This window comes from Peribacillus sp. TH27, from assembly GCF_016650915.1.
GTDB lineage: Bacteria > Bacillota > Bacilli > Bacillales > DSM-1321 > Peribacillus > Peribacillus butanolivorans.
Genome location: NZ_JAEKEV010000002.1, coordinates 5,251,391 through 5,274,631 on the forward strand (window position 1 = coordinate 5,251,391; position 23,241 = coordinate 5,274,631).

Consider the following 23,241-nt stretch of genomic DNA (forward strand, 5'->3'; position numbering starts at 1 on the left):
CTCCTTCCTTTTTTACTGAATAGGAGAATGATATGAGTTATATTATCGGTGTTGACGGTGGTGGCTCTAAAACCGAAGCAGTTGCTTATGATTTAGAGGGTAATAAATTAAGTGAAGGCAAATCGGGTTATGGAAATTTGCTTATAAATGAAAAACAAGCCATTGCTAACATTATTCAGGCAATTGAACAATGCGTAGCTCCTATTAATAATGGAAATTGTCACTACATTTGCTTAGGATTAGCAGGGTATGGAGGAGTTGAAAATCCACAGGGGATAAAAAGTGCATTAAGCAAGGCATTTAATACCCCATTTACAATTGTAAATGATGGAATTATTGCTCATGCTGCTTTACTAAAAGGAAAAGATGGCATTTTGACAATTTCAGGAACAGGTTCTGTAAGTATTGGAATTCATAATAGTATTGAGAAATTGGCTGGTGGCTGGGGACACATTCTTGGGGATGAAGGAAGCGGCTATTGGATTGCCATGCAGACTTTTATAAAAATGACGAAAGAAGAAGATGAGGGATTAAATTATAGCCATTTAACTAAGTTAATACTTACAAAACTTGGCTATCACAGTGTATTAGAACTGAAGAAATTTATTTATACCGCAACGAAAGCCGAGATTGCTGCATTTGTTCCACTAATTGTCCAACATGCAGAAACTGGCGATGATTTCTCGCAAAATATTCTTAGACAGGCAGGATATCACCTTTCTAAGAATAGCCTTGATGTTTGCAAGAAGTTGAATTTTAGTGAGAATGTTACAATTGCAATTAAAGGTAGTATATTGGCTAATATACCATTGGTGCAAAGCTCTTTTATTAATCATATTAAACTTGAAAAACCGGAAGTAAAACTAGTTTTAGAAGACGTATCTTCTACATTAGGTTGTTATTACATAGCATTGAAGCATATAAGTTAATTAAAGATCAAGGGAGAAAATAATATGCACGTTGAAAATGTTTTATTAAGAATTGAAAGTTTATTAAATCAATTGCCTAAATCAGAAAGAAAAATTGCACAATATATCTTAGAAAATCCAAAGGATATTATAAGAATGACTATACATGAATTAGCTTCTCAAGCCAATGCCAGCAGTTCGGCTGTAACAAGATTTTGTCGTTCTATAAAAGTTAACAGCTTTTCAGAACTAAAGGTATCTTTATCATCTCTTATTTCGCAACCAGAGAAAAAAGGTTTCTATGACATTGAACCTAATGAAACAATAGCGTCCATTAAAGATAAAATAGTTTCTAACTCTGTACAAGCTATACAAGAAACCGCACATTATTTGGATGAAGCCGTTCTAGACAATATAATTGAAACCATGAAAAGTGCAGATGTAATTTACGTCTATGGAATAGGAGCTTCATGGCTCATTGCTGAAGATATTACACAGAAATGGTTACGGTTAGGAAAGATTGTAAGTGCAAATCAAGACCCTCATATTACTGCCACAGCGCTTGCTGCATCATCAAAGAATACCGTTTTTTTCTGTATATCTAATAGTGGCGAAACTGAAGAAGTTCTGCAACTTGTTGATATTGCTAAAGCATATGGTATTAAAACAATTGGTTTATCGCGATTGGGGAACAATGGATTAACTAAAAAAGTCGATATGTCTTTACACCATGTACGTGCACCAGAGGCTAAATTTCGAAGCGCAGCAACAAGTTCCCTGTTTGCACAATTTCTAACGGTTAGTATTATTTTCTATGCGTATGTTTCAAAGTTCTATAATGAGAATAAAAATGAAATTGAACGTTCAAGAGAATCTGTATTAAAATTCACAAAAAGAAATCTAGATACTTTAGAAAAGTGAATCTAATCTGCCGAAATTTTTTATCGTGTGTTTTTTACTTTCAAAAAGCATTGGTAGGATCAGGAATGATTTTACGCTATTTTAGCTTGAGATGATCCCGATCAGGATGCCTTTTCAAAATTACATCACGATGAAAGGAAGATGTACGCTAAATGATCCAAAAGAATTCTCCGCTTCCGATTTATTATCAACTTGAAGAGGCGATTAAAGAAGCGATTCAAAACCATGAATTAGAGCCAGGCGAGATGATACCTTCAGAAAGAGAATACACTGAAAAATATGAAATAAGCAGGATGACGGTGAGACAAGCCATTTCTAATCTTGTGAATGAGGGTTATTTATACAGGCAGCGCGGAAAAGGAACATTCGTTGCCCACAATAAAATCGAGCAACCCCTGCAAGGATTAACAAGCTTTTCAGAGGATATGCGTTCAAGAGGACTTGAACCAAGTACACGTGTTATCAGTTTTACAGAGGTCAACGCAGATCATGATCTCGCTGCAAAGCTTGAGGTTGAAGCAGGAACTCCTATTTTCGAGCTGAAACGTGTAAGGCTTGCTGATCAGCAGCCGATGGCATATGAGATGCTATATATTTCAAAAGATCTTGCCCTGGGTCTAACGAAAGAAATAGCCGTAACCTCCATTTATAGCTATGTAGAAAAAACGTTTGGCCTGAAAATTCAGCATGGCAGACAGGTGATTGAAGCATCAATTGCTCAAAAAAAAGAGGCGGAAATGCTAGAGATAGCTGAAGGGGCCCCGGTATTGCTAATTGAACGAATAAGCACGCTTGATACAAAAAAACCACTTGAGGTTGTAAGATCCGTCTACCGTGCAGATCGATATAAATTCACAATGAATATGGAGCGACTATCATAATTAGTAAAAGGCGATAGAAGCAAAAAGTGAGAGGACTACGATATTAACAGGTATGTTGTCTTCACCTCTAATTGGGTACATTTAAATCCACGCTAATTCTTTTTAGTATTAAAAAGGATGATATGGACTCTAAGTAGTTATCCTAAAACGTACTTCTCAAAAAATAGTGTTAATTTGTTTTTGGGAAGTTTGGGAGTGAAAATACGACGAATTAAGTAGTTTGATAGTCAATCATATAACTTCCTATAACAACCAATTAAGGGGATACCCTTAATTATCAAAGGTGCCAGCTTTAGTACGGAACATGTGATAAAAAGTTGTTGTTTTTAATAGAAGAAACTCGTTGACGATAATCGCTTAATATTTTTCTTAAGCCTAATAAAATTTGTTAGTGAAAAATGAATAGGTACAATAATTTGTAAATGATATATTTGATTCCTGAAAACCAAATATAAAGAGGGCGATTCTATATTAAGAAGGATCGCCTTTTCGTGTGTCAGCATGTTAGTAATGATTGTTAAATAACCCGATCTGAGTGGACAGAAAAGTTAGAAAAACCGTAGTGTTTTCGTATTTCTTCCATATCATCTTGTGTAAGGGTATAGTCGTATGCTGATTCTCAATTGCTTAAAGTAGAAGGGATTGTCAAGAAATCCTTTCTTTTATCAGTTGCAAGTAGTTCCGTTGCTCTTATGTCCACAGGATAATCCCTCTATTCTAACCCCAAGGTTAAATTTTTTCTTAATCTCGATATAATACTAATCTACTAACACCCGTCATATCCGTAATTTCTTTGATGTTATATTGATGAGAAGTGTGTAGTTTTAAAGCACCTTCTACCATCTTATGGTCTTTGGAAGGTCTTCTTCTATATCGACCCATTCTTGCAGAGTGTAATCCTGATAGGGTAAGCTCACTGATAATATCCCGTTTTTTAGAAAATTTTAGAGAAGTGGCATTTACCTGACTCATCCTATTCATCCTTTTTAATTCCCTGAAAAAATACTTCTGCCTTTTCATGAAAAAATAAGAAGACCTAGCGCAGTCAATCGGTTGGAATTATCCCATTTTGAAATCGACCAAGTTCGGTCTGATGTGATATTTCAACAAAATATTTTAAGATGTTTAGGGATATTTCATACATATTTTAGAAAGTTTTAAGGTTTGTATGTTATTGTTCTTTTAGTTTCTTTGTAAATGGTAAATCTCCATGTTAAGCACAAGCTAGTGATAAGGTGTTTAATACACCATACTGAATAAAAAACAAAAATTCTAAGGAAAATTGTTTATATGGTGCCAAATATACTTTTAAGAAGCAGAGTGAAAAGTAAGTACTGAGGTGATTAACATGTCAATTAAAACGAGATTTCTGTTGTCTTACGTTGGAGTGATACTTTTTTCTATCACTTTATTGTTAGCGGCTGGGTTTTTAATTATTATTGCGATAACGGGCGATATAAAATCTATAGAGTATTTTTACAAAAAATCTTATGTCCAAAAACCATTGACTACAATAGAAGAAAGTGCGTTTCTCGATTTAAAGCTATTGGCTAAAAATAATCCTACACAGCTTCTAAACGAAGAGCAGCTGAAGAAAATTGAACAGAAGGATATCGAGATTGTCGTTAGAAAAGATACGAACATCGAGTATGCTTCCCCCTCTTTGGATAAGCAGGTATTGGTTAAGTCGCTTCCTGGATTTGAAGAAACAAACATCAATACGCGAGATACGATTAAAATCGAAGACTTTTTTTTCACGTATGTGAAGTTTGATTTTTATTTTTTGGATAAAAGCAAAGGAAGTATTTTTGTATTGAGAAAGGCGAGTTCCTATGCCGAGTTGGCTCGAGAGTTGTTTCCAATTTTATTTGGTCTATTGCTATTTTTGTTTATTATGATTATTGGGCTTTTAAACTATTTAGTTTCACGAAGCATCATCAAGCCCATCTCAGTTCTTAAAGAAGGTGCCAAACGAATAAAATCAGGAGATTTAAACTTTGAAATCAAAGCTACTTCGAATGATGAAATCGGACAATTAAATAGAACGTTTGATGAAATGAGAATAAAATTAAAAGAGTCCGTTACTATCCAGCTTCAGTATGAGGAAAATCGAAAAGAACTTCTATCAAATATTTCACATGATTTGAAAACGCCAATTACTTCGATTATTGGATATGTTGAGGGTATAAAAGACGGTGTAGCAAACACCCCGCAGAAAATGGAAAAGTATTTATCAACTGTATACTTAAAAGCTAAAGATATGGATTCATTGATAGATGAACTGTTCTTATTTTCTAAGCTGGATTTAAAAAAAGAACCATTCACTTTTGAAACTGTCGAACTGGATAAATATATGAGAGACTACGTAGACGAGCTTCATTTGGATTTACTTCAACAAGGGATCCAGATTGAACTTCATATTATGTATAAACTGATAAACGTGACAGCAGATAGAGAGAAATTAAAACGCGTATTGGCTAACCTGATCAGTAATTGTGTGAAGTATACGAATAAAGAAAAAAAGAACATTGCCATTTCTCTGCATGAAGGACCATATGATGTAGTCGTTCAAGTAGCAGATAACGGGCAAGGAATAGAACCATCTGCTTTACCTTACATTTTTGATCGCTTTTACCGTGCAGAACAATCAAGAAATTCTCAGACAGGCGGAAGTGGCTTAGGACTTGCGATTGCAAAACAAATTATTCACGAGCATGGAGGGGATATTTGGGCTACTAGCGAAATAGGAAAAGGCACAAGTGTCTTCTTTTCCCTAAAGAAAGGTGAGGAAATATGAAAAAAATATTACTTATTGAAGACGATGTTAGCATTGCAGAATTGCAGAGAGATTATTTAGAAATTAATGATTTTAGTGTCAATATTCAACATACAGGTGATGCTGGACTTCAACAGGCACTTCAAGAAAATAATGATTTAATTATTCTAGATATCATGCTTCCAGGAGTAAATGGATTTGAGATATGCAAACAAATACGTGCTGTCAAAGACATTCCAATTTTGCTTGTGTCCGCCAAAAATGAAGATATTGATAAAATTCGAGGTCTTGGTTTAGGGGCAGACGATTATATTACAAAGCCTTTTAGTCCAAATGAACTGGTTGCTAGAGTGAAAGCGCATTTAGCCCGTTATGAACGTTTAGCAGGAAGTCAAGCCAAAACAAATACAGTTTTCGTTCATGGAATTTCGATCGATAAGTCGGCGCGAAAAGTTCATGTTAATGGAGAGGAAATTCCGTTTACTACAAAGGAATTCGATTTGTTACTGTTTCTTGTGATGCACCCGAACCAAGTGTTGAGCAAAGAGCAACTTTATGAAAGAATTTGGGGGATGGAGTCAGCTGCGGATGTTTCAACTGTGACCGTCCATATCAGAAAATTACGTGAAAAAATCGAAAGAGATCCTGCACATCCAAAATTCTTGGAAACCGTTTGGGGAGCCGGATATCGCTTTAATGTTTAAATAATGTGTTTTGACCCGTCACATAGGTGGCGGGTATTTTTTATAAACATTAATAAATTTTATTAATAAGTTTATCTTTTTTTAAGAAATTGTTTAGAGGGAGTTTAGGATTAAGTACTAACATAATTTAAGACGGAATAAAAAAGTTTAACTGAAAATTTATAAGGGAGGAATATTTCATGGAACCTCAATAATTACTAGAATAAGACATTTTTCAGGCACATCAGAATGTACCTGAAAAAGGAGAACTTCCCTTTGGGGCTGTTATTGTACAAAACGGGAAAATCATTGCTATTGGTATTAATGATGCATTGGAAACAAGGAAACCGACAATTCACACCGAAATGAAAGCAATTCGGGAAGCGAATTTCTCTCCGTTTGAGAGATTTAAGCCAGTGGTGAACCTTGCCGTATGTGTCTTGGAGTGATCAGAAAGAAGGACGCTTTCATAATATTGAGATGAAAAGTGCATCTAGGCCTTTGATTTATGGGTCAAGAAAAACAGTGATAATAACAAATTTTAAAGGAACGTGTATTTTATGTGGAAGTGGCTGGCAGTAATCATAGGATGCATTCTCTTGCTTCAAGGGTGTGTCTCAGATGACAAGGAAGACCTGAAAATACAGGGAAAGGAGAGAGAAGGAGTGAATGAACAACTAATTCAAGCAGCAGAACGGAAAGAAACAGAAACGATAAGCAGGTTGATTGAGGTAGGTGCAGATATTAATACACAGGACTCCGAAGGGCGAACTGCCACTATGATTGCGACTTATAACAATGATGTTGAGACTGCAAAAATCCTAATTACAGCAGGTGCAGATGTTAATATCCAAGATGACATGAAAAACAATCCCTTCCTATATGCGGGTGCAGAAGGTTACCTTGAAATCCTGAAGCTTACAATTAATGCAGGTGTGGATCCCAAGATTACCAATCGTTATGGAGGAACTGCTTTGATCCCTGCTTCGGAACATGGCTATGTGAATGTGATAAAAGAACTTCTTACCAATACTGATATTGATATAAATCATGTTAATAACCTAGGTTGGACGGCTCTAATGGAGGCAATTATATTGAGTAATGGAGATGAAAAACAGCAGCAAACAGTACAATTACTGATAGATCATGGGGCAGATGTGAACATAGCTGATCATAATAATGTGACTCCTTTGCAACATGCCCGCGAGAAAGGCTTTAAAGAGATTGAACAGATTTTGACAAAAGAAGGGGCAAAATAACCAGATGTTCTAAGCCTTCCTACTGGTGAAATCAAACTGTTGCGTTTACCAGTAGGTCAAAATTTAACATCTTATACGACATATACCGTAATGTTTGATTGGGCAAAAATCAAAAATCCACGCTTTATTACTGAAGCGATTGCCTCACCTCCACTCAAGTCTGCAGAAGCAATCGACAACAAATCGTTCCAGATAACTTTTGATAAAGATCTCTGGGTATGGAGCTATTTCCGGTCGTAAAGTGGAATTAAAGGGTGATGACTGCAGAAATATAGAAGCTCAATACCGCTTCTCCCCCTGCAAAGGACCATATGGAATCGTTGATGTGTTAAACGATAATACATTTCAATCAGGCGTCAAATACTCAGTAGTAACTATGGGTAACTGGGCAAGCCCAGATACAGTCACTTTAACAGCAAAATAAGAAGAGAATCTATAAGAACTCAATAATATATCAAGTTGAAAAGAGGGATCCTATTCGTCCAGAGTTCCCTATTTTATGTAGTTTTCATAGTAAAAGAAATTAATAAATTTAATATTTTATTAAGAATTTTTTTATAGCCAGTTTAGATGTTACTTGTATTATAAATTTTATAACAAATAACAAAATAAAGGAGATAGAGAAAAATGAATATAAAAAAACGTATAGTACCAGCTGTATTAGTTGTATCTGTAATATCGTCTGGAATAGCGACATATAACCAAACATTAAACGTAGAGGCTTCAAGTAACCACCTAGTAGAACAAGAGAAGAAACAACAAGAAGCAAGGATTACGAACATAAACGTATTGAATACGATGACTTTACAGGTCACTTTTAATAAACCGTTAGTTGCAGAAGATGTGGATCCAAACAATTTGGAGAATATTAAGAAACAATTCGAATTTAATCATGGCATGAGCATAGTCAATGTACCACGTTTGAAAACAGGAGCAAAAAGCACATACATCGTGCCAGTTGAAATTCAAAAGGATGACACCAAATACTCAATAAGCTACAAAGGGCAACGAGTAAAAACCTTTGAAGGAACAGATGAGAAAATAAATATTCGTAACACCCAACAAGTAACAAATGACACATTTGAATTGGAATCATTTTTAGAGGATGGTGTAACAGACTACGCAAATATTATCGAAGCGTATCGGGCAGGTCGAGGTGATTTAGCATTTGAATTAGATAACAGAAACAAAGACGAAAATGGGAAACGTTTCGAAATTATTTCGTCCTTACGTGATCGTGTTGTAACGATTACAGGCAGAAACGGAGAACGTTTTGTTGCGAATTACGTTCCTTTTACACAAGCAACAGATGGAAGACAAGCTCCAAAATTTCGATTACCAGCAGGACAACAATTGAAACCAGGTGTAACCTATACAGTGAAATCAAAATGGGCAGATCTTGAAAATAAAAGGTTTAAGGCACAATACATCGCTCCACTTAAACTTCAATCGGCAGAAGCTATTGATAACAAGACTATTAAAATTGTATTAGATAAAGACCCAGGCATGGAGTTATTTGCAGGCAGAAGCATACAATTGCAAGGCGAAGATGGAAGCACGGTACAAGCACAATATCGTTTCTCTTCTCGTAAAGGTTCGGTTGGTATTTTCGATGTTACAAATAACACATTGAAGACTGGTGTAAAATATAAAGTAGTACCCATGAACAATTGGGCAACTGCAGATTATATACCTTTAATAGTTAAGTGAAATTTAGTAAAAAGGAAGAGAGACAATTAATGTTCTCTCTCTTTTTCTTGTAAGGGAATTGGCTTTTATTGACATAAAATGTCGTAGCCTAGGTTTTATGTCAAAATGTTGGCGGAACCCCATGCAATTAAGCTAACAACATAATTTACTAGATTCGAAATGATCCTTGTTTCAAAACCAGCAAGTGTAAAAAATAGCCATACAATCTTTCATGCCGGTGATATAAATTCATGTGTCCAATAATTTAATAGCTATCCTGAAGCTTTAAATATATGTATCTATCATTTTGGCATAATGCCTAGAAACATGAAAAGACCGCAATGCTTTCTTGAAGAAGAACATTGCAGCCTTTTGTTTCTTTGTTTCAGAGGTGAAAATAAATAGTGTTTTCTTAGAAATCTATAACGTGATATTATGTCTCCTACGAAAAATCTGCTAAAAATGGTTACTGAAAGAATAGGATCTTCTAAAATGGCCAACACACCCAAATACTTCAAAGTCAAATGGCCGCCTCAAGTCATTTAAATCTATATTACTATTCATCAACTAAGGGTTCACGAAAAGACTCTTTTCTATCTTCGACTATCATGCGCAATCCACGCCTTGGTCTAAGTGTAATAGACGGAAGTGGTTTTACTTCATGATGGTCCGGCGCAAGCCTTATCCGATATCGTTGAGCAATGCACGCTAGGACAAGCACAGCTTCCATCATTGCGAAATGATTACCGATACAAACTCTCGCACCTCCGCCAAACGGAAAGTAAGCGAACTGAGGTAGAGTTTTCACAAAGTTGTTTTCAAATCGCTCAGGATTAAAAGAATCTGGATTATCAAAATACTCAGGCTTGTGGTGCATAACATACTGACTTATCAAGATCATATCGCCTTTTTTAAAATGATATCCTCCTATTACTACATCCTCCTCCGCTTTCCGTGATACGATATAGCCAGGCGGGTATATACGCATTGATTCCATGATAATATTTTGTGTGTACGTTAATTTCATATAATCGCCAGGTGTAGGGTTACGATTACCGATTACGCTATCTATTTCATTGAAAAGTTTAGTTTCCACATCAGGATGTTGTGAAAGCAAGTATAAGGTCCAGGAAAGTACGTTTGCAGTTGTTTCGTGACCGGCAAGGAAAATGGTCATTAGCTCATCACGTACCTGCTGGTTTGTCATAGCTAAACCATCCTCATCATCTCGAGCATCCATTAGAATCCCAAGCATATCCTCATGTCTCTCTGCATCTGCCCTACGTTTTTCAATAAAGTTATAAATCACTGTATCAAGTCTGTGTATCGAATTTTTAAATTCACGGTTATTTTTAGTTGGAACCCATAGTGGCAATTGAAGAAGTGTTCTCATCCTTTTAACAGCAATTCTCATAGATGATTCTATAGGTTCCCCGAGCTCGTCATATCCTTCCTTGAGGTTCATACTGAACATGGTCTTGCTGATAATACCGAGAGCAAGGCTCATCATATCCTCCGTCATAATCCGTTCTTCCCTGTTTTTCCAAGTGGAAATATAGTTCATTGTTATATCAATCATATCCTGTGCATAATTGCTAATATGAGACTTTTTGAAAGCAGGTTGAATAAGCCTTCTTTGGCGCATGTGAATTTCTTTTTCACTTGTAAGAAGGCCTTCTCCAAGTAATGGTTTTAAAGCATGGAAGTCCTTAGATTTCAAGAAGGATTTTTGTTTTGTTACAAGTACCTGCTTAATTAAATCTGGATTTGAAATGAAGTAAACATTTTGGAAAGGTCCAAAACGAATTTTAGCAACATCTCCATATTCTTTTGCTAAGTGGGTAAGAAAGCCAAGTGTATCTGAAATAAACTCCTTTGAATGGCCAGTAATTAGTCTTCCTTTTGGGCCCTTGGGAGAATCATGTAATAAATCTGTGTCACTCAATGGTTTGTTTCCTCCATTTCGATATAAGTACTTTTAATCATTCTATGAGGAAAGTATTAATTGGTTTGGACAGGTTGTTAAAAAGAAGACTAACAAATATTTTTTTTAAAAAAGTTTAAACAAATTGAATGAAATTACAAATGTGGATAATGGAATACAGTTTAAAACCGAGGCTAAAATGTTTAAGAAATTGTAAAGTAAAACACAATGGAAGATAAATTTATTTTAATAAACGAGTGGTATTGGGTAAATTGCTTAATCTCCTTTCTTATTCAGCTAACTTCAATAAAGTTTTTTCGATAAGTTAAACATAGAAAATAACAATTTTTAGAAAAGATAAGAGAGTTAATCAATTTTGTAGAATGATAATTGGAGTTAGTATAGTTTCATGGGCACATTTTAGTTAAGTTGATCGTCATGGAACGAAAGAATACAGGTGAAAAATATAATAATAAATTCAAGAAAATCATAGTAAATCTTGATCACTCGGGTAATTCGGTACGAGAACTAAGCGACGAATAGGGTATATCAGAAGTTCCTATTAATATATGGGTTAAAGAATTTACTTCTATGCGAGAGCTTGTGCAGACTGGGTTGTGGTATGAATGCATCAAGAGCGTATAGTATTTTATAGAAACAAAGGCGCGTGTCGGATGTATTTACAGCTGGCAGGATTCAGACGCATACCCTCGCTTTGAGCTCAAGTCTGAACTGTTTTAGGAAGTGTTTGCTGACTTCAAGATGGATGGAAAGAAATATCAAGGAAAGTGGAAGTTGAACAGCGATTTCTAGAATCAAGACAAAAGAAACTGCTGATAAAATAGCCGCCTTTTCAAGGGGAAAGAAGCTGAAATACTAAGAATTATTCATATATAAAAAGCTGATTGGCAACTAACACCAATCAGCTTTTTTGAAATATTACATCTTTCTAAATGTTTTATAGCCTGTAATTGCATTAAAGCCTCTTTCTAAAAAAACTACATCCTTGAACAGCAAGGATCGTAGGCTTTTTAGTTATTATTTAAATTCACTTTTCACAACGCCATTTCCTTCTATAAATTCTTTATTCAGTGCATAGTAAACTTTTACCTCATCTATATTCCATAGTTTAGAATTTTCATTATAAGTTAAAAACGATGTACCAATTGAGAAATGGTTCTATTTAGAGTAATCAAAGTGGAAATATCTATAAAAATCCAAAAGTTATAAGACTGTTATTTGGGCTGGTGTTATTGGATGTATGATGATAGTTGGATTCTTAGGTGTATAAATAAGGGGTGAAGAAACTGGTTAATACTGTTTACGAACTAGGTACTTGTAAAAAGGGCTATGGTATCCATTCTTGTCACAACCAAGGTATCTATCAACAAATAATTTATTCATAGCTCAGGTTTTTATCCGCTAAAACCCTGATGTTGTTGCCTTTAGGTTTTTTGAGTTCCTATTCTTACCATCCAATTATGTATATGTCCTTTTCTAGATATTAACATAGGAATAATGAATTAAAAATATTTGTAAAATTCGACCTATTCCAATTTTTAGTAAATTAGAGTATAGTATGAAATCGTAAGAAGCGGTTATCATCATAAATTTTATTTAAATCATGTAGGAATGAAAATAACTGCATCGGAGTGGTGCAATATGACGAGTCAGGTTGAAAAGTTTAGAGTTACTTTAAGGGAGAAGCTCGAGTCTATCTTTCACCTTTGGAATGTATGGACTCAGAACCATCCATACATTTTAAGAATCTTTACGATTTTTTCTTGGATATCGCTATGTGCCTTGGTATTAAGCTTAATTTTTATGGAAGACTCCCGAAAAATGTTCGTCCAGTTTTTGTGGTCATTTTACGTCATTTTGCAATTTTGGTTTTTATGTCGTAGTAAAACTTTAACATGGAAGAAGTACACCTATTTCTTTTTGGTGGGGGCATGGATAATCGTACCGTTGAATTCTTTTATCGTTAGTTTCATTACAGCTATTTTCGGTGGGATGGAACAAGATGTATGGAGTCAAGCATTTATAACCCCGATTGCTGAAGAAGTTTTAAAACTGATCCCCATTGGAGTTTATCTATTTTTGTCACGACGTGCATCCAGTTTAAGTTTAAGCGATTATGCCCTTATTGGTGCGGCAACGGGAGCTGGTTTTCAATTTTTGGAGGAAACCACACGTCGATTGGTTTCTGGAGGTATTTTCGATTATGGTGTGACACTATTTGGGGGGAAAGTGCTCCATTGGGATTTATTCACACTATTTCCTGGCTACTTTGAGGAGGGCTTTTTACCTGACAAAATGTCTGCTGGGCATTCGTTGCTAACCGCTATGGTAACGTTAGGAATCGGGTTAGCAGTGAGGTTTAAAAGTAAATTAAAGAGATCTTCTTATATTTTTCCTGTTATCCTTTTAGTTTGGGCCATTTTTGATCACTCAATATGGAATGCTAGTTATCGAGCTCCGGATTGGTTAACCGGAATTCATGATTTATTAGGAAGCGGCTATGCCGCAAAACCGGTGTTTTTAATGATGCTCGGTGCTGCGGTAATCATCGATTATTGGGAATTGAACCGAGTAAGAGAGAAGATTCTTCTGCTGGATGGGGAAACCATTATCAATCCTGTTTCTGAATTGTGGAATCTATTCAGAAGTGTTTTTGAGGAAAGACAGCGTTTTGGATACTTGCTACTATTTTATCGAGAACGGAGAGAACTAGGATTTACACTGTTACACGGTAAAACAGAAGCCAAGGTACTTTTATCAGGCTTAGAAGCCAATATTCAGAAGTACTACAAAGCTTTAATCGTTGTGTTTGTAGCATTATTCACATCTATGTTTCTATCTAACTGGGGAGTTACAGCCAATGGCCCCGAGGCTTGTATTGCCTGTTTATTTGATAATCTGCAAAACTGGTGGGATGGTTTATCTGCTTGGGAAAAAGGGGTGATTGTACTTGGAGCATTTGCCTTAACGTTCCCGTTATTAGGATTCTGGTCGGCAATAGGTGCTGTATCGACTGGAATCGGAATTGCTGCAGGTGGTCGGCAGACTGCAGACATCATCCGCAATCCTAAAAAATTACTTACGCCAGAAACGGCTCTTGCACTGGGAATTAGTGCACTGGTAAGTCGAATTCCGTTTGGGAAAGCCCTTGTAAAACTAGGTGACTCCGTTTCACCGAGAATAAAACCCTATCTAAAAAGGATCTTGGAATCGTTCACTGGAAAGAAAAGTAATAGTAACAAACAACACCATGACCAGAATTCCTCTGGGAAAAAAGCTCACCAGGAAGAAGATCCTCAGAATAAGAACGATAATAGTAAAGACGATTCTAAAGAAACTAAGGAACTGAATAAAAATATTACGTTTAAACCAGGATATGAAAAACATTTAGCGCAAGTAGTAGATATTGTTAGGAAAAAAGGCAAGGGTGTAGTTGGAGGACATAATCTCAATAATTTCGAAAAGGCATTTAAAGAGAAGGGGTGGGATTTAGAGGAATGTATCATATCAAAAAGAAAGCACCCATCTATAGAGGGAGTATATGAAATAGAATATGGCTTACCTAAACTAGACATGGAGGGGAAGTTAATACCTGGAGAGCTTAAGAAAGTTTCCCATCCAAAAACAGTTTACGATCCTAACATAATATCAGACAAACAGATACTAAAATGGGGAGAAGAAGCTATGAAAAATGGGAAGATCGTTGGGAGAGAGATAACAGGTGTTTCCCCTAACGGACTACAATTTAGAGGATTTATTAATGAATCCGGAGAAATATCAAATTTCTTCCCTACACTAGATTAATTATTAAGGAGTTGGAAGCATCGTGGAAGATAAAAAGAGAAAATTGATAAGGTACTTCTATCACCATATGGGAGACGGTAAATTTTTAAGAATCTTAAGAAGTTATGCGGATGGTGAAGGATATGGAACCGAATATGCAAGGTTTGTGTTTGCCGACTATTATGAAGAGTGGGAAGAAGATTATTTTGGTAAAGAAGGAATAGCCTATTACATTGATCGTCCTGCAGTAGAGGAAGACGAAGAAATTATTTTAGATTATCTGACATTCTATAGATATCTAAGAGAAGATTGCGTTAGTTATCTTGGAGACTATCCCCAAGATAAATCAGAAGTAGAAGAACAATTAGAAAGGATTAAAGAAAGATTTAATATACAAGAACCTTGATTAGCTTTATCCTACTACTAAAAAAGAAAGTTAGGTCAAGATTTAAAATGGAGGATTACATGCGCAACCAAGTGTTGTCGCATAACTTACATTATTTCTAGCAGGTTCTAAATTCCAAGGGTTTTTCTTTATATCTGATGGTAAAAGTTTTTATCGTACATTCTAACTAAAAAAATCCAATGGTATTATGTCGCTTGTTGAACTAACAGGTGCGTTAGTTCATTAAGGATCACTAAAAATAATCAAACTTTTTTATAAAAAATGTATAATAATTTACAAGAAAAGACTCCATTTAGAACAATCTTTTTTCAAAATGGAGTCTTTTTATTTACGCTAATATGGGGGACAGGAGGACCTTTTGATCCCTCTTTATTTCAAAGCTACAACAGATGCTTTAGCACGATAAGAGAAGATAAAAAAAGTCAATTCCTAACGTGAACTGACCCCATATAGCAAAGTTTTATAGAGATCTTATTTTACATCCTTTCAATAAGATTGATAATGATCTATTGTAAAGTATGAACATTTATTTCATATACTTATCTAAAGGAGAGTGTAACTTATGCGCGAAACCTGTGTTCCGACTGGCGTGAAACTAAATGACACTGGCTTTGGATATACGTTGTCCTTAATAGGCGGTAAATATAAAATGATCATTATGTATTGGCTGTCTGAAAATAAGGTTATGCGGCATAATCAGCTGAAGCGAAGTATCGGTACCATTTCCTTTAAAACGCTAAGCATTATGTTAAAAGAGCTGGAGGCAGACGGCCTTATTATACGCAAGGAATTTCCCCAAATACCTCCAAAAGTAGAATATTCATTAACTGAACGAGGTCTTTCTCTCATTCCATTGTTAAATATGATGTGCGATTGGGGAGAGAAAAACAGTTTGCCGGCTCAGGAGGCTGTACAGCCGTAGGCGTAGCTATTTTGTTTAAATCAAAAGAAGTATCTCCTAAACAAGGAAATACTTCTTTAATAAAGCCATCTATTACAGGTTGTCAACAAAATTCAAATAATCTTGTGCGCTTTTTTCCAATTCGCTTGCAGACGACTTATTTTCTGTACCATAAAACGCAAAGAATGAACGATAATCTGCATTGCAGTATAGGAAGGTAGTTTCAAAGGGAGATAATAAATGTTCAAGTGTATAGCGATATCTTCCCTCTTTACTATAATCTTCTTTTTTAATTCCGGCAGATACAGCTAAAGCAGCTTTGCGATTCTTTAATTTATCACCTCCATTTGAACCATAAGCCCAACCATAAGCAAAAACATCGTCAAGCCATTTTTTTAGGAGAGGCGGACAATTAAACCAATAAACAGGGAACTGTAAAACAAGATTACTATGCGATTCAATTAATAACTGTTCTTTTTCCACATCAATGTTTCCGTCAGGGTAAACCTTATTCAATTCGTGTACAGTATACTTTTCCGGTTATTTCTTGAGTTCTTCTACCCATCGCTTATTTAAGACGGATGTTTCTAGACTTGGGTGTGTTACGATAACAAGAGTTTTCAAAGATTTGTCCTCCTTAAGTATAATTTATCTTAAGTATAAAGTGCACACTGCAAATATGTAAGTATGCACTTTTAGTATAGGTACTTACCTAAAGGAGAGTGTTAAATCAGGCAAAAAATATCTTGTCTATATTAAATTATGCGTGATACTATACGCCACGATATAATACGTACCAGCACTCATCAATGATGGTGTAAAGAACCGAATCGGTCAACTGAGCTGGGGGTTGTTCCAATATAAAAACACCATTTTCCTTATCCTAATAGGACCGTCACGTATATGAATTAAATTGTATAGATGATTTCATAGAGCAACCGGACACTCTCTTCTTTATTTCTCCAAGACAAGGATACATTTGTTGAAAAGATATAAAAGGATCATAGGCCAGGTCTGTTAGTTGAGATCCGGGGCTGCCATTTGGTGGTCTTTTTGCTTAATGAATTAAAGGGACAGGTTAGTGCAATAAGAATGTCGAAATCTATATAAACGCTTTTGGATGGGAGGGAAAAGAATGTTTGATAAATTTAAAAGGTACTATAAGAAAGATAAAAAAGAAGAAATTGATGATAAATATCTTTTCATTCCAAAAGATGAAATAAACGAAGGGTTAAAAAGAAATATAATCAAGCTAGAAAGGTTAGGAAACGAATTAAGTAAGGTTCTTCAAGTAGAGTATTCAAATGAATTTGAAAGACAAGGAAAATCAAATCTTAAAATATGGGTATGTAGGGATATTGATGGAGATGAAATAAACGAATTAACTTCTGATAGTTGTCTAGAATTGGAGTATCGTTCTCAAATAGCAATAGACTATGAAGGTCCAAAAAATGACGAGGATTTTTATGCGGATGCACTTCCGTTATGGAGTTACGGTTGTTGTAAAGCTTCAGGAACTTTATATGATATCTCAAAAGATGACCTAGAAACTTATATTGAAGAAATTTTAATAGAGTTACTTGAATTTAAATAGAATCCAGTTTCTTATTTCACTAAAGGAGCAGTTTAGTTGAACAAGGAACAGTAGTTTATAACGTCGAATTATTACAAAGTTTTAAAAAAAAGTAGGTCGATTAATGGAAAAGGACGATAACTCTTATATATCTTTTGGTGCTGAAATGGGAGATGTAAATACAGATAAAGCAGTTGCACCGCATCTCAGAAAATTAAGGAGATTACTGGATAAGTTTTGTAATAAAATTTACTGTAAAGAAGTAGATGAATTTGCTCCAATTCTGCGAGTAGACGGAGTTTTAGGGTACTGGGAGTTTGAGGGCTGTGAAAAATTAAGACTTAGCAAAAAATATCGATATATTACAATTGATGTAGGTATGCCACGTTCAAGGTGGGAAGGTATCACTGCAATAGATATTAGAAAATATCTTATTAATCAGCTTAATAATGCACTAGAGTTCATTTTATCGCTGCTAGAATTTTTTAAGCGTATCCAGTTATTCTTTTCCTCAACCATTTTTAATATTGGGCTAGCGAGGAAAGATAGTAAAATTGTGAAGTAACATACTTAAACTAACGGGTGCGTTAGTAGTATAAGAAAGCCACCAATTTGGTGGCTTTTGTAGGTTTGGAATAAAGTTTGATTAAAAGTATCGTGAAAAGCCTTACTTAGAAACAAATAAAAACGAACCGGTTTGGAAAAATTCGAGAAAAACCTTTTATGATTTTCGGATATTAACATTTCTGTTTGTAAAAAAGTTTAATCATTTCGGTAGACGAATCTTCCATTTTCGCCTCAAAGGAAAATAAAAAAAGCGTAGATATCATCTAACCTATACCTTATCTACGCCAGTTATATCATGTTTAAATTTGCTTATACTTCGTCATGTAAATAAATTTGACCCGAACCGATGATTATTGCTGGCCCGCCAACCTTAATTTGTTGAATTGTATTTTGAGTTTTTTGAATGGTCATGTCGATATAGCTTCGGCGTCCCATTTCAAATCCTTGCTCACCGCGAATATGGTATACTCCTTCTTCTGTACTAGGTATAACACCATATTCTATTAAATAAGCACCTAATGGTCCACTTGCTCCACCTGTTGCTGGATCTTCTGCAATTCCCATGGCAGGTGCAAACATACGGCTATGTACATGCGAGGTTTTCTCAACTGTTTCTGTCGTAAAAGTAAAAATATGCTGGCGTTCTAGATTTGCGCTAAAATGCTCTTTCCAAATATCCGTGCGGAAGCGAATTTTTTTCATTGCCTCTAAAGAACAAATTGGGATAAGTAAAAATGGGACACCCGTCGAAACCGTTTGTATAGGTAGTGTTGTATCAATATCATCAGTATGGAGTGATAATAGCTGTGCGACCACTTCTGCATCCAAAAACTTTTCGCCAAACTCCGCAAGGGGCTGTTCCATTTCAATTTTTTTAATAACATCCTTCTCTTTATGTACAGTTAGTGGAATATCGCCTACTCCTTCTTCAAAAATCCATTCATTGCGACCTTCTTCTGTAGCAACGATTCCCTTTGCTGCTAATACGGTGGCTGTTCCTATTGTCGGATGCCCTGCCATTGGAAGTTCTAACTTCGGTGTGAAAATGCGCACCTTTTTCGTCTTGTGCGGTTCACTTGCTGAAAATACAAAGGCAGTCTCAGATAAATTCAATTCATTTGCAAGTACTTGCATCATTTCTGTAGTAAGACCTTCTGCATCTTCAAAAACGGCAAGTTGATTGCCTCCGAATGATTCAGTCGTAAATACATCGACCAATGTATACTCGTATTTTTTCATAAGCCTTTCTCCTTGTCTAATACTACTGTCCGAATAATAAATATCTAAATATTCAATATTCTTATTTTAACTGTAACATAAATAACAAAAAAGACACTATTTCTAGTATCGGATCTCATATTTTATTGAACCTACAGCGAGAAAACGGCCGAAATTTTTTATAAACCTCGCGAATTTATAACAGTAGCCACAACATGAAAAATACCTTATATTACTGTTGTTAAATGGAAATAAAGATGTTTAAACCAGTAAATAAAGTTGCTGCATTTATTAATGTTGTTTAAAAACGTTAGTTATGTTATTCCATTAAAGGGCCATTTAAATGAATAAGTGTATATTGAAATAAAGCTGCACTGCTTTGAAAAAACTCTGTATATAAACGTGCATTTGTTGAACAAGAAGTAAAAGGGTGATACATATTATACATGACTAAAATGTATCACCCTTTTTTGTAACTTTGTATGATTTTAGGTCTTGAAAAACTTCAAACCAACATAAAAATCGGTATTATTTCTCTCTAATCTGCTCCGTTAGACGGTAGGTTATTACCCAATACAAAAGGGCCAAAGCGCTGACAGAGGCACCAAATAGACATACTCCGATCCATCCATAGTTTGCGTATATATTGGTTGAAACAATTGAACCCATGGCACTGCCGATGGAATAAAAAATCATGTAAGCAGCAGTAAGTCGGCTTCTCGCCTCAGGACGCACTGTGAAAATCATACTCTGATTGGTGACATGTACTGCTTGCACAGCCAGGTCAAGAAAGATAACGCCAATAACTAATGCGATCAGTGAGTGTTCGGTAAAGCTGATTAGGAACCATGATGCTAGCAATAAAACTAGGGCTATGCAGGTTGTTCGCTGCCCTAAACCTCGATCAGCCAGACCCCCAGCACGAGCAGCAGCTAATGCTCCGGCAACTCCAGCGAGACCAAACGCTCCAATAGCGGTATGTGAAAGAGAGTATGGTGGAGCACTGAGAGGTAGCACCAGCGAAGTCCACAATGTACTAAACGCGGTAAAAATCAGCAGAGCCAGTACTCCGCGGATGCGTAGGATTCGTTCTTGCATGAACAATGTGAGCACCGAACGAAGCAGCTGCGGATAGGATAGTGACTCTCTTTCGCTTTCATCACGCGGGAGTACTCGGAACAACACGCCAGTCATGATGAGCATCATCGCGGCAGAAACTAGATAGACCGAACGCCAACCGGCGAGATCGGTTAGTACACCAGCGAATGTTCGTGCGAGCAGAATGCCGATCACGACTCCGCTTTGCACCAAGCCGACTATACGTCCACGATCGGCTGGGGTAGCCAAAGTCGATGCGAACGCTACGAGCACCTGAGTCACCACGGCAAGCAGTCCGACCGCAGCTAACCCCGTGAACAGCACTGTGATGATGGGGGCGATGCCAACCACAATCAGGGACAACACGGATAAAAGCATCTGACCGACGATTAGCCGACGTCGATTCAGTAGATCACCGAGCGGTACCAGCAGTAGCAGTCCTAGCGCGTAACAAAGCTGAGTAATGGTAATGACAATGCCGATGGATGAATGGGCGATACCGAACTCGGTCGCCAGTGAGTCTAGCAACGGTTGTGCATAGTATATGTTGGCGACAGCCATCCCACAGGCTGTTGCAAACAATAGTGCCGTATAGCGAGTCATGGTTGATCCGGATACTATTTGTAACTGATCCGTTGTCGTATCATGATCTTCAACTATAATTGTTGTTTTTTCTTTAACCTTTACCATTACTTACATCCCCTTTTTGTACTTAACAGTATAATATATCGTTCGGTATAAAATAATTCCTAATAAGGATAACCAACAAAACGTTTTGATGTCAAGTAAGTTATGCAGTTATTTGAATACTCTTCTTGAAAGAATCATCACAATTTGACAATAGTACTTTAATTAAATAAAATCATAATATACCGATTGGTAATTAAAAGGAGGATTAATTTTCCATGAATCGAATTCGGCAACTTGATAAGGAAAGGACATTAGATGAATTGAATCAATTACCGGGGAATAACGGAATAACTGAAATATCTGGGGGCGATTCACCATCTCCAAAATTCCTACAAACAAACGAACAGATTATAAAAAGCTTCTTTGAAGTTGTCAGATCAGGTTGCACTCCCGAACAAGCTAAGGTTTTTATGGCTAAAGAGGTAAGAGCACATCAAGTGAATTCAGAAAGCATGGTGACAATTATAAGGTCACCTGAGAATTATGCCGATCATATAAGAGAAATGATAGATTCATGGGGGAAATTTAAAATAGAAATTCAAGAATTAATTTCTCAAAATCAAAAAGTTCATGTCAGATGGAAGCAGACAGGAATGCATATTGGAGAGTATGAGGATTATCTGCCTACAAATAAAGAGGTTATTGAAATAGGTAGTGCCGTATACCGATTAGAGGATCGAAAAATAGTGGAATACTGGATTCAAGTGGACAGATTCGGAATCATTGAGCAAATAAAAAAGAATCAAGAACAAGATTAATTATCTAGTGAAGAAATTTTGTTTTTTGAAATGAGGGATTTATTATGGTTCGACAACGTGAATTTGATGAGGAAAAAGCGTTGGATGATGCTATGTGGCTTTTTTGGGAAAAGGGGTACAAGGCTACTTCGCTAAGCGATTTGACTGCCAAAATGGGGATACAACGACCAAGCTTATACTCAGCTTTTGGAGACAAAGAGGAATTGTTTGAAGCTGCATTACGCAAATATACAAAGCTACATGCTTCCCATGTTCGAACAAAACTTCAAAACAATCTATCTGTAAAGGAAGCATTTCACACATTTTTTGAAGATTTGGTGGAAGAGGAATATAAAGAAAGTACGAACAAGGGATGTTTTTGCATTAATACAATGGTGGAACTTGCCCCTCACGATGAAAAATTTGAAATCCTTACAAGGGAGCATCAGATGTATCTTTCGATCATATTTCAAGAAACGATTGTCCGAGGTATTCGCTCAGGTGAGCTCGAAAGCAGCCTTAATGCTAAAGTTTTAGCACAGACACTAGTCGTTTCATTAATCGGACTTACTGTGTTAATGAAATCTCGTCCAGAGCGTTCATTTGTAGATAATTCTGTAGCGATGATATTATCATTATTAAAATAAATTTATCAATATTCCAGTTTTATCAATCATGTCAGTCTCCGTGAATAAAGGGGGTTTGTATAAAGCCCAATCTATAAAATCAATTGCGACTGTAATTCTAATTTTTATTAATCAAGTTACGGCAAGTTTTTTTAATAAAAGAATGATTCATTGATTATATTAAAAGCGTATTTTGATCAATCTTTTTTCAAAACACGCTTTTTCTTTTTGTTCGTTTATCAAGGTTATTAGTATCAATTTGATCAAACTTTATTTAAAGCAACAATGCCATTGAGTTTTCACCTGATATTTTTGCAATTAGTTAGCGGCAATACTAACTAATATTAGTAAAGTATTCTTCAATTAAAGGGCGCAATTGGTGAATAATTCCCAATTTCTCATTTATATCACTGAGAGATTGGGATTTTTTAATACTGGAATATCTTTAACGTTATAAATCCGCGGTTTGCTGGCGGTACCCCATTAAGAAGGATTGCTTTTTCTTATGCAACTATAGGGGCAGGATAGTTCAATAAGATAACCCCAATAATCAGCAAAGACTGGATGGTGATTATTTGTT

The 23,241-nt window shown here is 35.9% G+C and carries 21 protein-coding genes and 1 pseudogene; 16 read left to right on the forward strand and 6 right to left on the reverse strand.

Going from position 1 to position 23,241, the window contains the following annotated elements:
- The first annotated feature begins 32 nt into the window (after nucleotides 1–32).
- The 3 genes from JFU24_RS26745 to JFU24_RS26755 all read left to right on the forward strand — a co-directional run bounded on the left by JFU24_RS26745 (nucleotide 33) and on the right by JFU24_RS26755 (nucleotide 2,710).
- Nucleotides 33–929, forward strand: a complete 897-nt coding sequence (locus tag JFU24_RS26745) for an N-acetylglucosamine kinase (RefSeq protein ID WP_201223839.1) — start codon at nucleotides 33–35, stop codon at nucleotides 927–929.
- Nucleotides 930–953: 24 nt separating this feature from the next.
- Nucleotides 954–1,829: a MurR/RpiR family transcriptional regulator gene (locus tag JFU24_RS26750; RefSeq protein ID WP_201223840.1), complete on the forward strand. Its 876-nt coding sequence runs from the start codon at nucleotides 954–956 to the stop codon at nucleotides 1,827–1,829.
- 152 nt (nucleotides 1,830–1,981) lie between these two features.
- Complete coding sequence (locus tag JFU24_RS26755; RefSeq protein ID WP_201223841.1) at nucleotides 1,982–2,710, forward strand: GntR family transcriptional regulator; 729 nt, start codon at nucleotides 1,982–1,984, stop codon at nucleotides 2,708–2,710.
- Between the two features lie 741 nt (nucleotides 2,711–3,451).
- Here JFU24_RS26755 and JFU24_RS26760 read toward each other — a convergent pair.
- On the reverse strand, nucleotides 3,452–3,682 hold the full coding sequence (locus JFU24_RS26760) for a hypothetical protein (RefSeq protein ID WP_242485400.1): 231 nt from the start codon (nucleotides 3,680–3,682) through the stop codon (nucleotides 3,452–3,454).
- Nucleotides 3,683–4,058: 376 nt separating this feature from the next.
- On the opposite strand from JFU24_RS26760, the gene JFU24_RS26765 reads away from it, so the two are divergent.
- The 6 genes from JFU24_RS26765 to JFU24_RS26790 all read left to right on the forward strand — a co-directional run bounded on the left by JFU24_RS26765 (nucleotide 4,059) and on the right by JFU24_RS26790 (nucleotide 9,138).
- Nucleotides 4,059–5,507, forward strand: coding sequence for a sensor histidine kinase (locus JFU24_RS26765; RefSeq protein WP_201250725.1), 1,449 nt, complete (start codon nucleotides 4,059–4,061; stop codon nucleotides 5,505–5,507).
- The gene (locus tag JFU24_RS26770; RefSeq protein WP_053346696.1) at nucleotides 5,504–6,190 is read left to right on the forward strand and encodes a response regulator transcription factor; all 687 of its coding nucleotides are present in this window, start codon (nucleotides 5,504–5,506) and stop codon (nucleotides 6,188–6,190) included. Before JFU24_RS26765 ends, JFU24_RS26770 begins: the two co-directional genes overlap by 4 nt.
- A 209-nt stretch (nucleotides 6,191–6,399) precedes the next feature.
- Nucleotides 6,400–6,618, forward strand: coding sequence for a deaminase (locus tag JFU24_RS26775; RefSeq protein WP_446728309.1), 219 nt, complete (start codon nucleotides 6,400–6,402; stop codon nucleotides 6,616–6,618).
- Between the two features lie 111 nt (nucleotides 6,619–6,729).
- A complete protein-coding gene (locus tag JFU24_RS26780; RefSeq protein WP_201250726.1) occupies nucleotides 6,730–7,428 on the forward strand; it encodes an ankyrin repeat domain-containing protein in 699 nt (232 codons plus the stop codon).
- A 39-nt stretch (nucleotides 7,429–7,467) separates the two neighbouring features.
- Nucleotides 7,468–7,668, forward strand: a complete 201-nt coding sequence (locus JFU24_RS26785) for a hypothetical protein (protein WP_201185533.1) — start codon at nucleotides 7,468–7,470, stop codon at nucleotides 7,666–7,668.
- A gap of 387 nt (nucleotides 7,669–8,055) precedes the next feature.
- Nucleotides 8,056–9,138, forward strand: coding sequence for a hypothetical protein (locus JFU24_RS26790; RefSeq protein WP_201250727.1), 1,083 nt, complete (start codon nucleotides 8,056–8,058; stop codon nucleotides 9,136–9,138).
- A 535-nt stretch (nucleotides 9,139–9,673) separates the two neighbouring features.
- Here JFU24_RS26790 and JFU24_RS26795 read toward each other — a convergent pair.
- On the reverse strand, nucleotides 9,674–11,062 hold the full coding sequence (locus tag JFU24_RS26795) for a cytochrome P450 (protein ID WP_201223849.1): 1,389 nt from the start codon (nucleotides 11,060–11,062) through the stop codon (nucleotides 9,674–9,676).
- Between the two features lie 1,821 nt (nucleotides 11,063–12,883).
- Between JFU24_RS26795 and JFU24_RS26800 the strand changes: the two genes are divergently transcribed.
- Nucleotides 12,884–14,866, forward strand: coding sequence for a PrsW family glutamic-type intramembrane protease (locus tag JFU24_RS26800; protein ID WP_201250728.1), 1,983 nt, complete (start codon nucleotides 12,884–12,886; stop codon nucleotides 14,864–14,866).
- Nucleotides 14,867–14,888: 22 nt separating this feature from the next.
- Nucleotides 14,889–15,251, forward strand: a complete 363-nt coding sequence (gene cdiI, locus JFU24_RS26805) for a ribonuclease toxin immunity protein CdiI (RefSeq protein ID WP_201223853.1) — start codon at nucleotides 14,889–14,891, stop codon at nucleotides 15,249–15,251.
- 42 nt (nucleotides 15,252–15,293) lie between these two features.
- Here cdiI and JFU24_RS31425 read toward each other — a convergent pair whose 3' ends face one another.
- Nucleotides 15,294–15,383, reverse strand: a complete 90-nt coding sequence (locus JFU24_RS31425; protein ID WP_201225136.1) for a DUF2599 domain-containing protein — start codon at nucleotides 15,381–15,383, stop codon at nucleotides 15,294–15,296.
- Nucleotides 15,384–15,813: 430 nt separating this feature from the next.
- Between JFU24_RS31425 and JFU24_RS26815 the strand changes: the two genes are divergently transcribed.
- A complete protein-coding gene (locus JFU24_RS26815; RefSeq protein WP_201185523.1) occupies nucleotides 15,814–16,173 on the forward strand; it encodes a winged helix-turn-helix transcriptional regulator in 360 nt (119 codons plus the stop codon).
- A 72-nt stretch (nucleotides 16,174–16,245) separates the two neighbouring features.
- On the opposite strand, the pseudogene JFU24_RS26820 reads toward JFU24_RS26815, so the two are convergent.
- Nucleotides 16,246–16,776: pseudogene (locus tag JFU24_RS26820) on the reverse strand (NAD(P)H-dependent oxidoreductase).
- A 511-nt stretch (nucleotides 16,777–17,287) separates the two neighbouring features.
- On the opposite strand from JFU24_RS26820, the gene JFU24_RS26825 reads away from it, so the two are divergent.
- A complete protein-coding gene (locus JFU24_RS26825; protein WP_201250729.1) occupies nucleotides 17,288–17,746 on the forward strand; it encodes a hypothetical protein in 459 nt (152 codons plus the stop codon).
- A gap of 103 nt (nucleotides 17,747–17,849) precedes the next feature.
- Nucleotides 17,850–18,290 carry a hypothetical protein gene (locus tag JFU24_RS26830; RefSeq protein ID WP_201223857.1) on the forward strand — a complete coding sequence of 147 codons (441 nt, stop codon included), beginning with the start codon at nucleotides 17,850–17,852 and terminating at the stop codon, nucleotides 18,288–18,290.
- A gap of 311 nt (nucleotides 18,291–18,601) precedes the next feature.
- On the opposite strand, the gene JFU24_RS26835 is transcribed toward JFU24_RS26830, so the two are convergent.
- Nucleotides 18,602–19,531 (reverse strand): PhzF family phenazine biosynthesis protein, encoded by a 930-nt coding sequence (locus JFU24_RS26835; RefSeq protein ID WP_201250730.1) that lies wholly within the window; start codon nucleotides 19,529–19,531, stop codon nucleotides 18,602–18,604.
- A gap of 507 nt (nucleotides 19,532–20,038) precedes the next feature.
- A complete protein-coding gene (locus tag JFU24_RS26840) occupies nucleotides 20,039–21,298 on the reverse strand; it encodes an MFS transporter (protein WP_201223859.1) in 1,260 nt (419 codons plus the stop codon).
- Nucleotides 21,299–21,513: 215 nt separating this feature from the next.
- Here JFU24_RS26840 and JFU24_RS26845 point away from each other — a divergent pair, with 215 nt between their 5' ends.
- Both JFU24_RS26845 and JFU24_RS26850 read left to right on the forward strand, forming a co-directional pair.
- Nucleotides 21,514–22,056 carry an ester cyclase gene (locus JFU24_RS26845; RefSeq protein WP_201223860.1) on the forward strand — a complete coding sequence of 181 codons (543 nt, stop codon included), beginning with the start codon at nucleotides 21,514–21,516 and terminating at the stop codon, nucleotides 22,054–22,056.
- A gap of 44 nt (nucleotides 22,057–22,100) precedes the next feature.
- On the forward strand, nucleotides 22,101–22,682 hold the full coding sequence (locus JFU24_RS26850) for a TetR/AcrR family transcriptional regulator (RefSeq protein ID WP_201223861.1): 582 nt from the start codon (nucleotides 22,101–22,103) through the stop codon (nucleotides 22,680–22,682).
- The last annotated feature ends 559 nt before the right edge of the window (nucleotides 22,683–23,241 follow it).

Bases quoted from the DNA above. Each gene is read 5' to 3' on its own strand.
- JFU24_RS26830 (WP_201223857.1), top strand. From the start codon at position 17,850: ATGGAAAAGGACGATAACTCTTATATATCTTTTGGTGCTGAAATGGGA.
- JFU24_RS26850 (WP_201223861.1), top strand. From the start codon at position 22,101: ATGGTTCGACAACGTGAATTTGATGAGGAAAAAGCGTTGGATGATGCT.
- JFU24_RS26780 (WP_201250726.1), top strand. From the start codon at position 6,730: ATGTGGAAGTGGCTGGCAGTAATCATAGGATGCATTCTCTTGCTTCAA.
- JFU24_RS26840 (WP_201223859.1), bottom strand. From the start codon at position 21,298: ATGGTAAAGGTTAAAGAAAAAACAACAATTATAGTTGAAGATCATGAT.
- JFU24_RS26760 (WP_242485400.1), bottom strand. From the start codon at position 3,682: ATGAGTCAGGTAAATGCCACTTCTCTAAAATTTTCTAAAAAACGGGAT.
- JFU24_RS26845 (WP_201223860.1), top strand. From the start codon at position 21,514: ATGAATCGAATTCGGCAACTTGATAAGGAAAGGACATTAGATGAATTG.
- JFU24_RS26755 (WP_201223841.1), top strand. From the start codon at position 1,982: ATGATCCAAAAGAATTCTCCGCTTCCGATTTATTATCAACTTGAAGAG.
- JFU24_RS26825 (WP_201250729.1), top strand. From the start codon at position 17,288: ATGTTTGATAAATTTAAAAGGTACTATAAGAAAGATAAAAAAGAAGAA.
- JFU24_RS26770 (WP_053346696.1), top strand. From the start codon at position 5,504: ATGAAAAAAATATTACTTATTGAAGACGATGTTAGCATTGCAGAATTG.
- JFU24_RS26835 (WP_201250730.1), bottom strand. From the start codon at position 19,531: ATGAAAAAATACGAGTATACATTGGTCGATGTATTTACGACTGAATCA.
- JFU24_RS26745 (WP_201223839.1), top strand. From the start codon at position 33: ATGAGTTATATTATCGGTGTTGACGGTGGTGGCTCTAAAACCGAAGCA.
- JFU24_RS26750 (WP_201223840.1), top strand. From the start codon at position 954: ATGCACGTTGAAAATGTTTTATTAAGAATTGAAAGTTTATTAAATCAA.
- JFU24_RS26815 (WP_201185523.1), top strand. From the start codon at position 15,814: ATGCGCGAAACCTGTGTTCCGACTGGCGTGAAACTAAATGACACTGGC.
- JFU24_RS26800 (WP_201250728.1), top strand. From the start codon at position 12,884: ATGTTCGTCCAGTTTTTGTGGTCATTTTACGTCATTTTGCAATTTTGG.
- JFU24_RS26790 (WP_201250727.1), top strand. From the start codon at position 8,056: ATGAATATAAAAAAACGTATAGTACCAGCTGTATTAGTTGTATCTGTA.
- JFU24_RS26765 (WP_201250725.1), top strand. From the start codon at position 4,059: ATGTCAATTAAAACGAGATTTCTGTTGTCTTACGTTGGAGTGATACTT.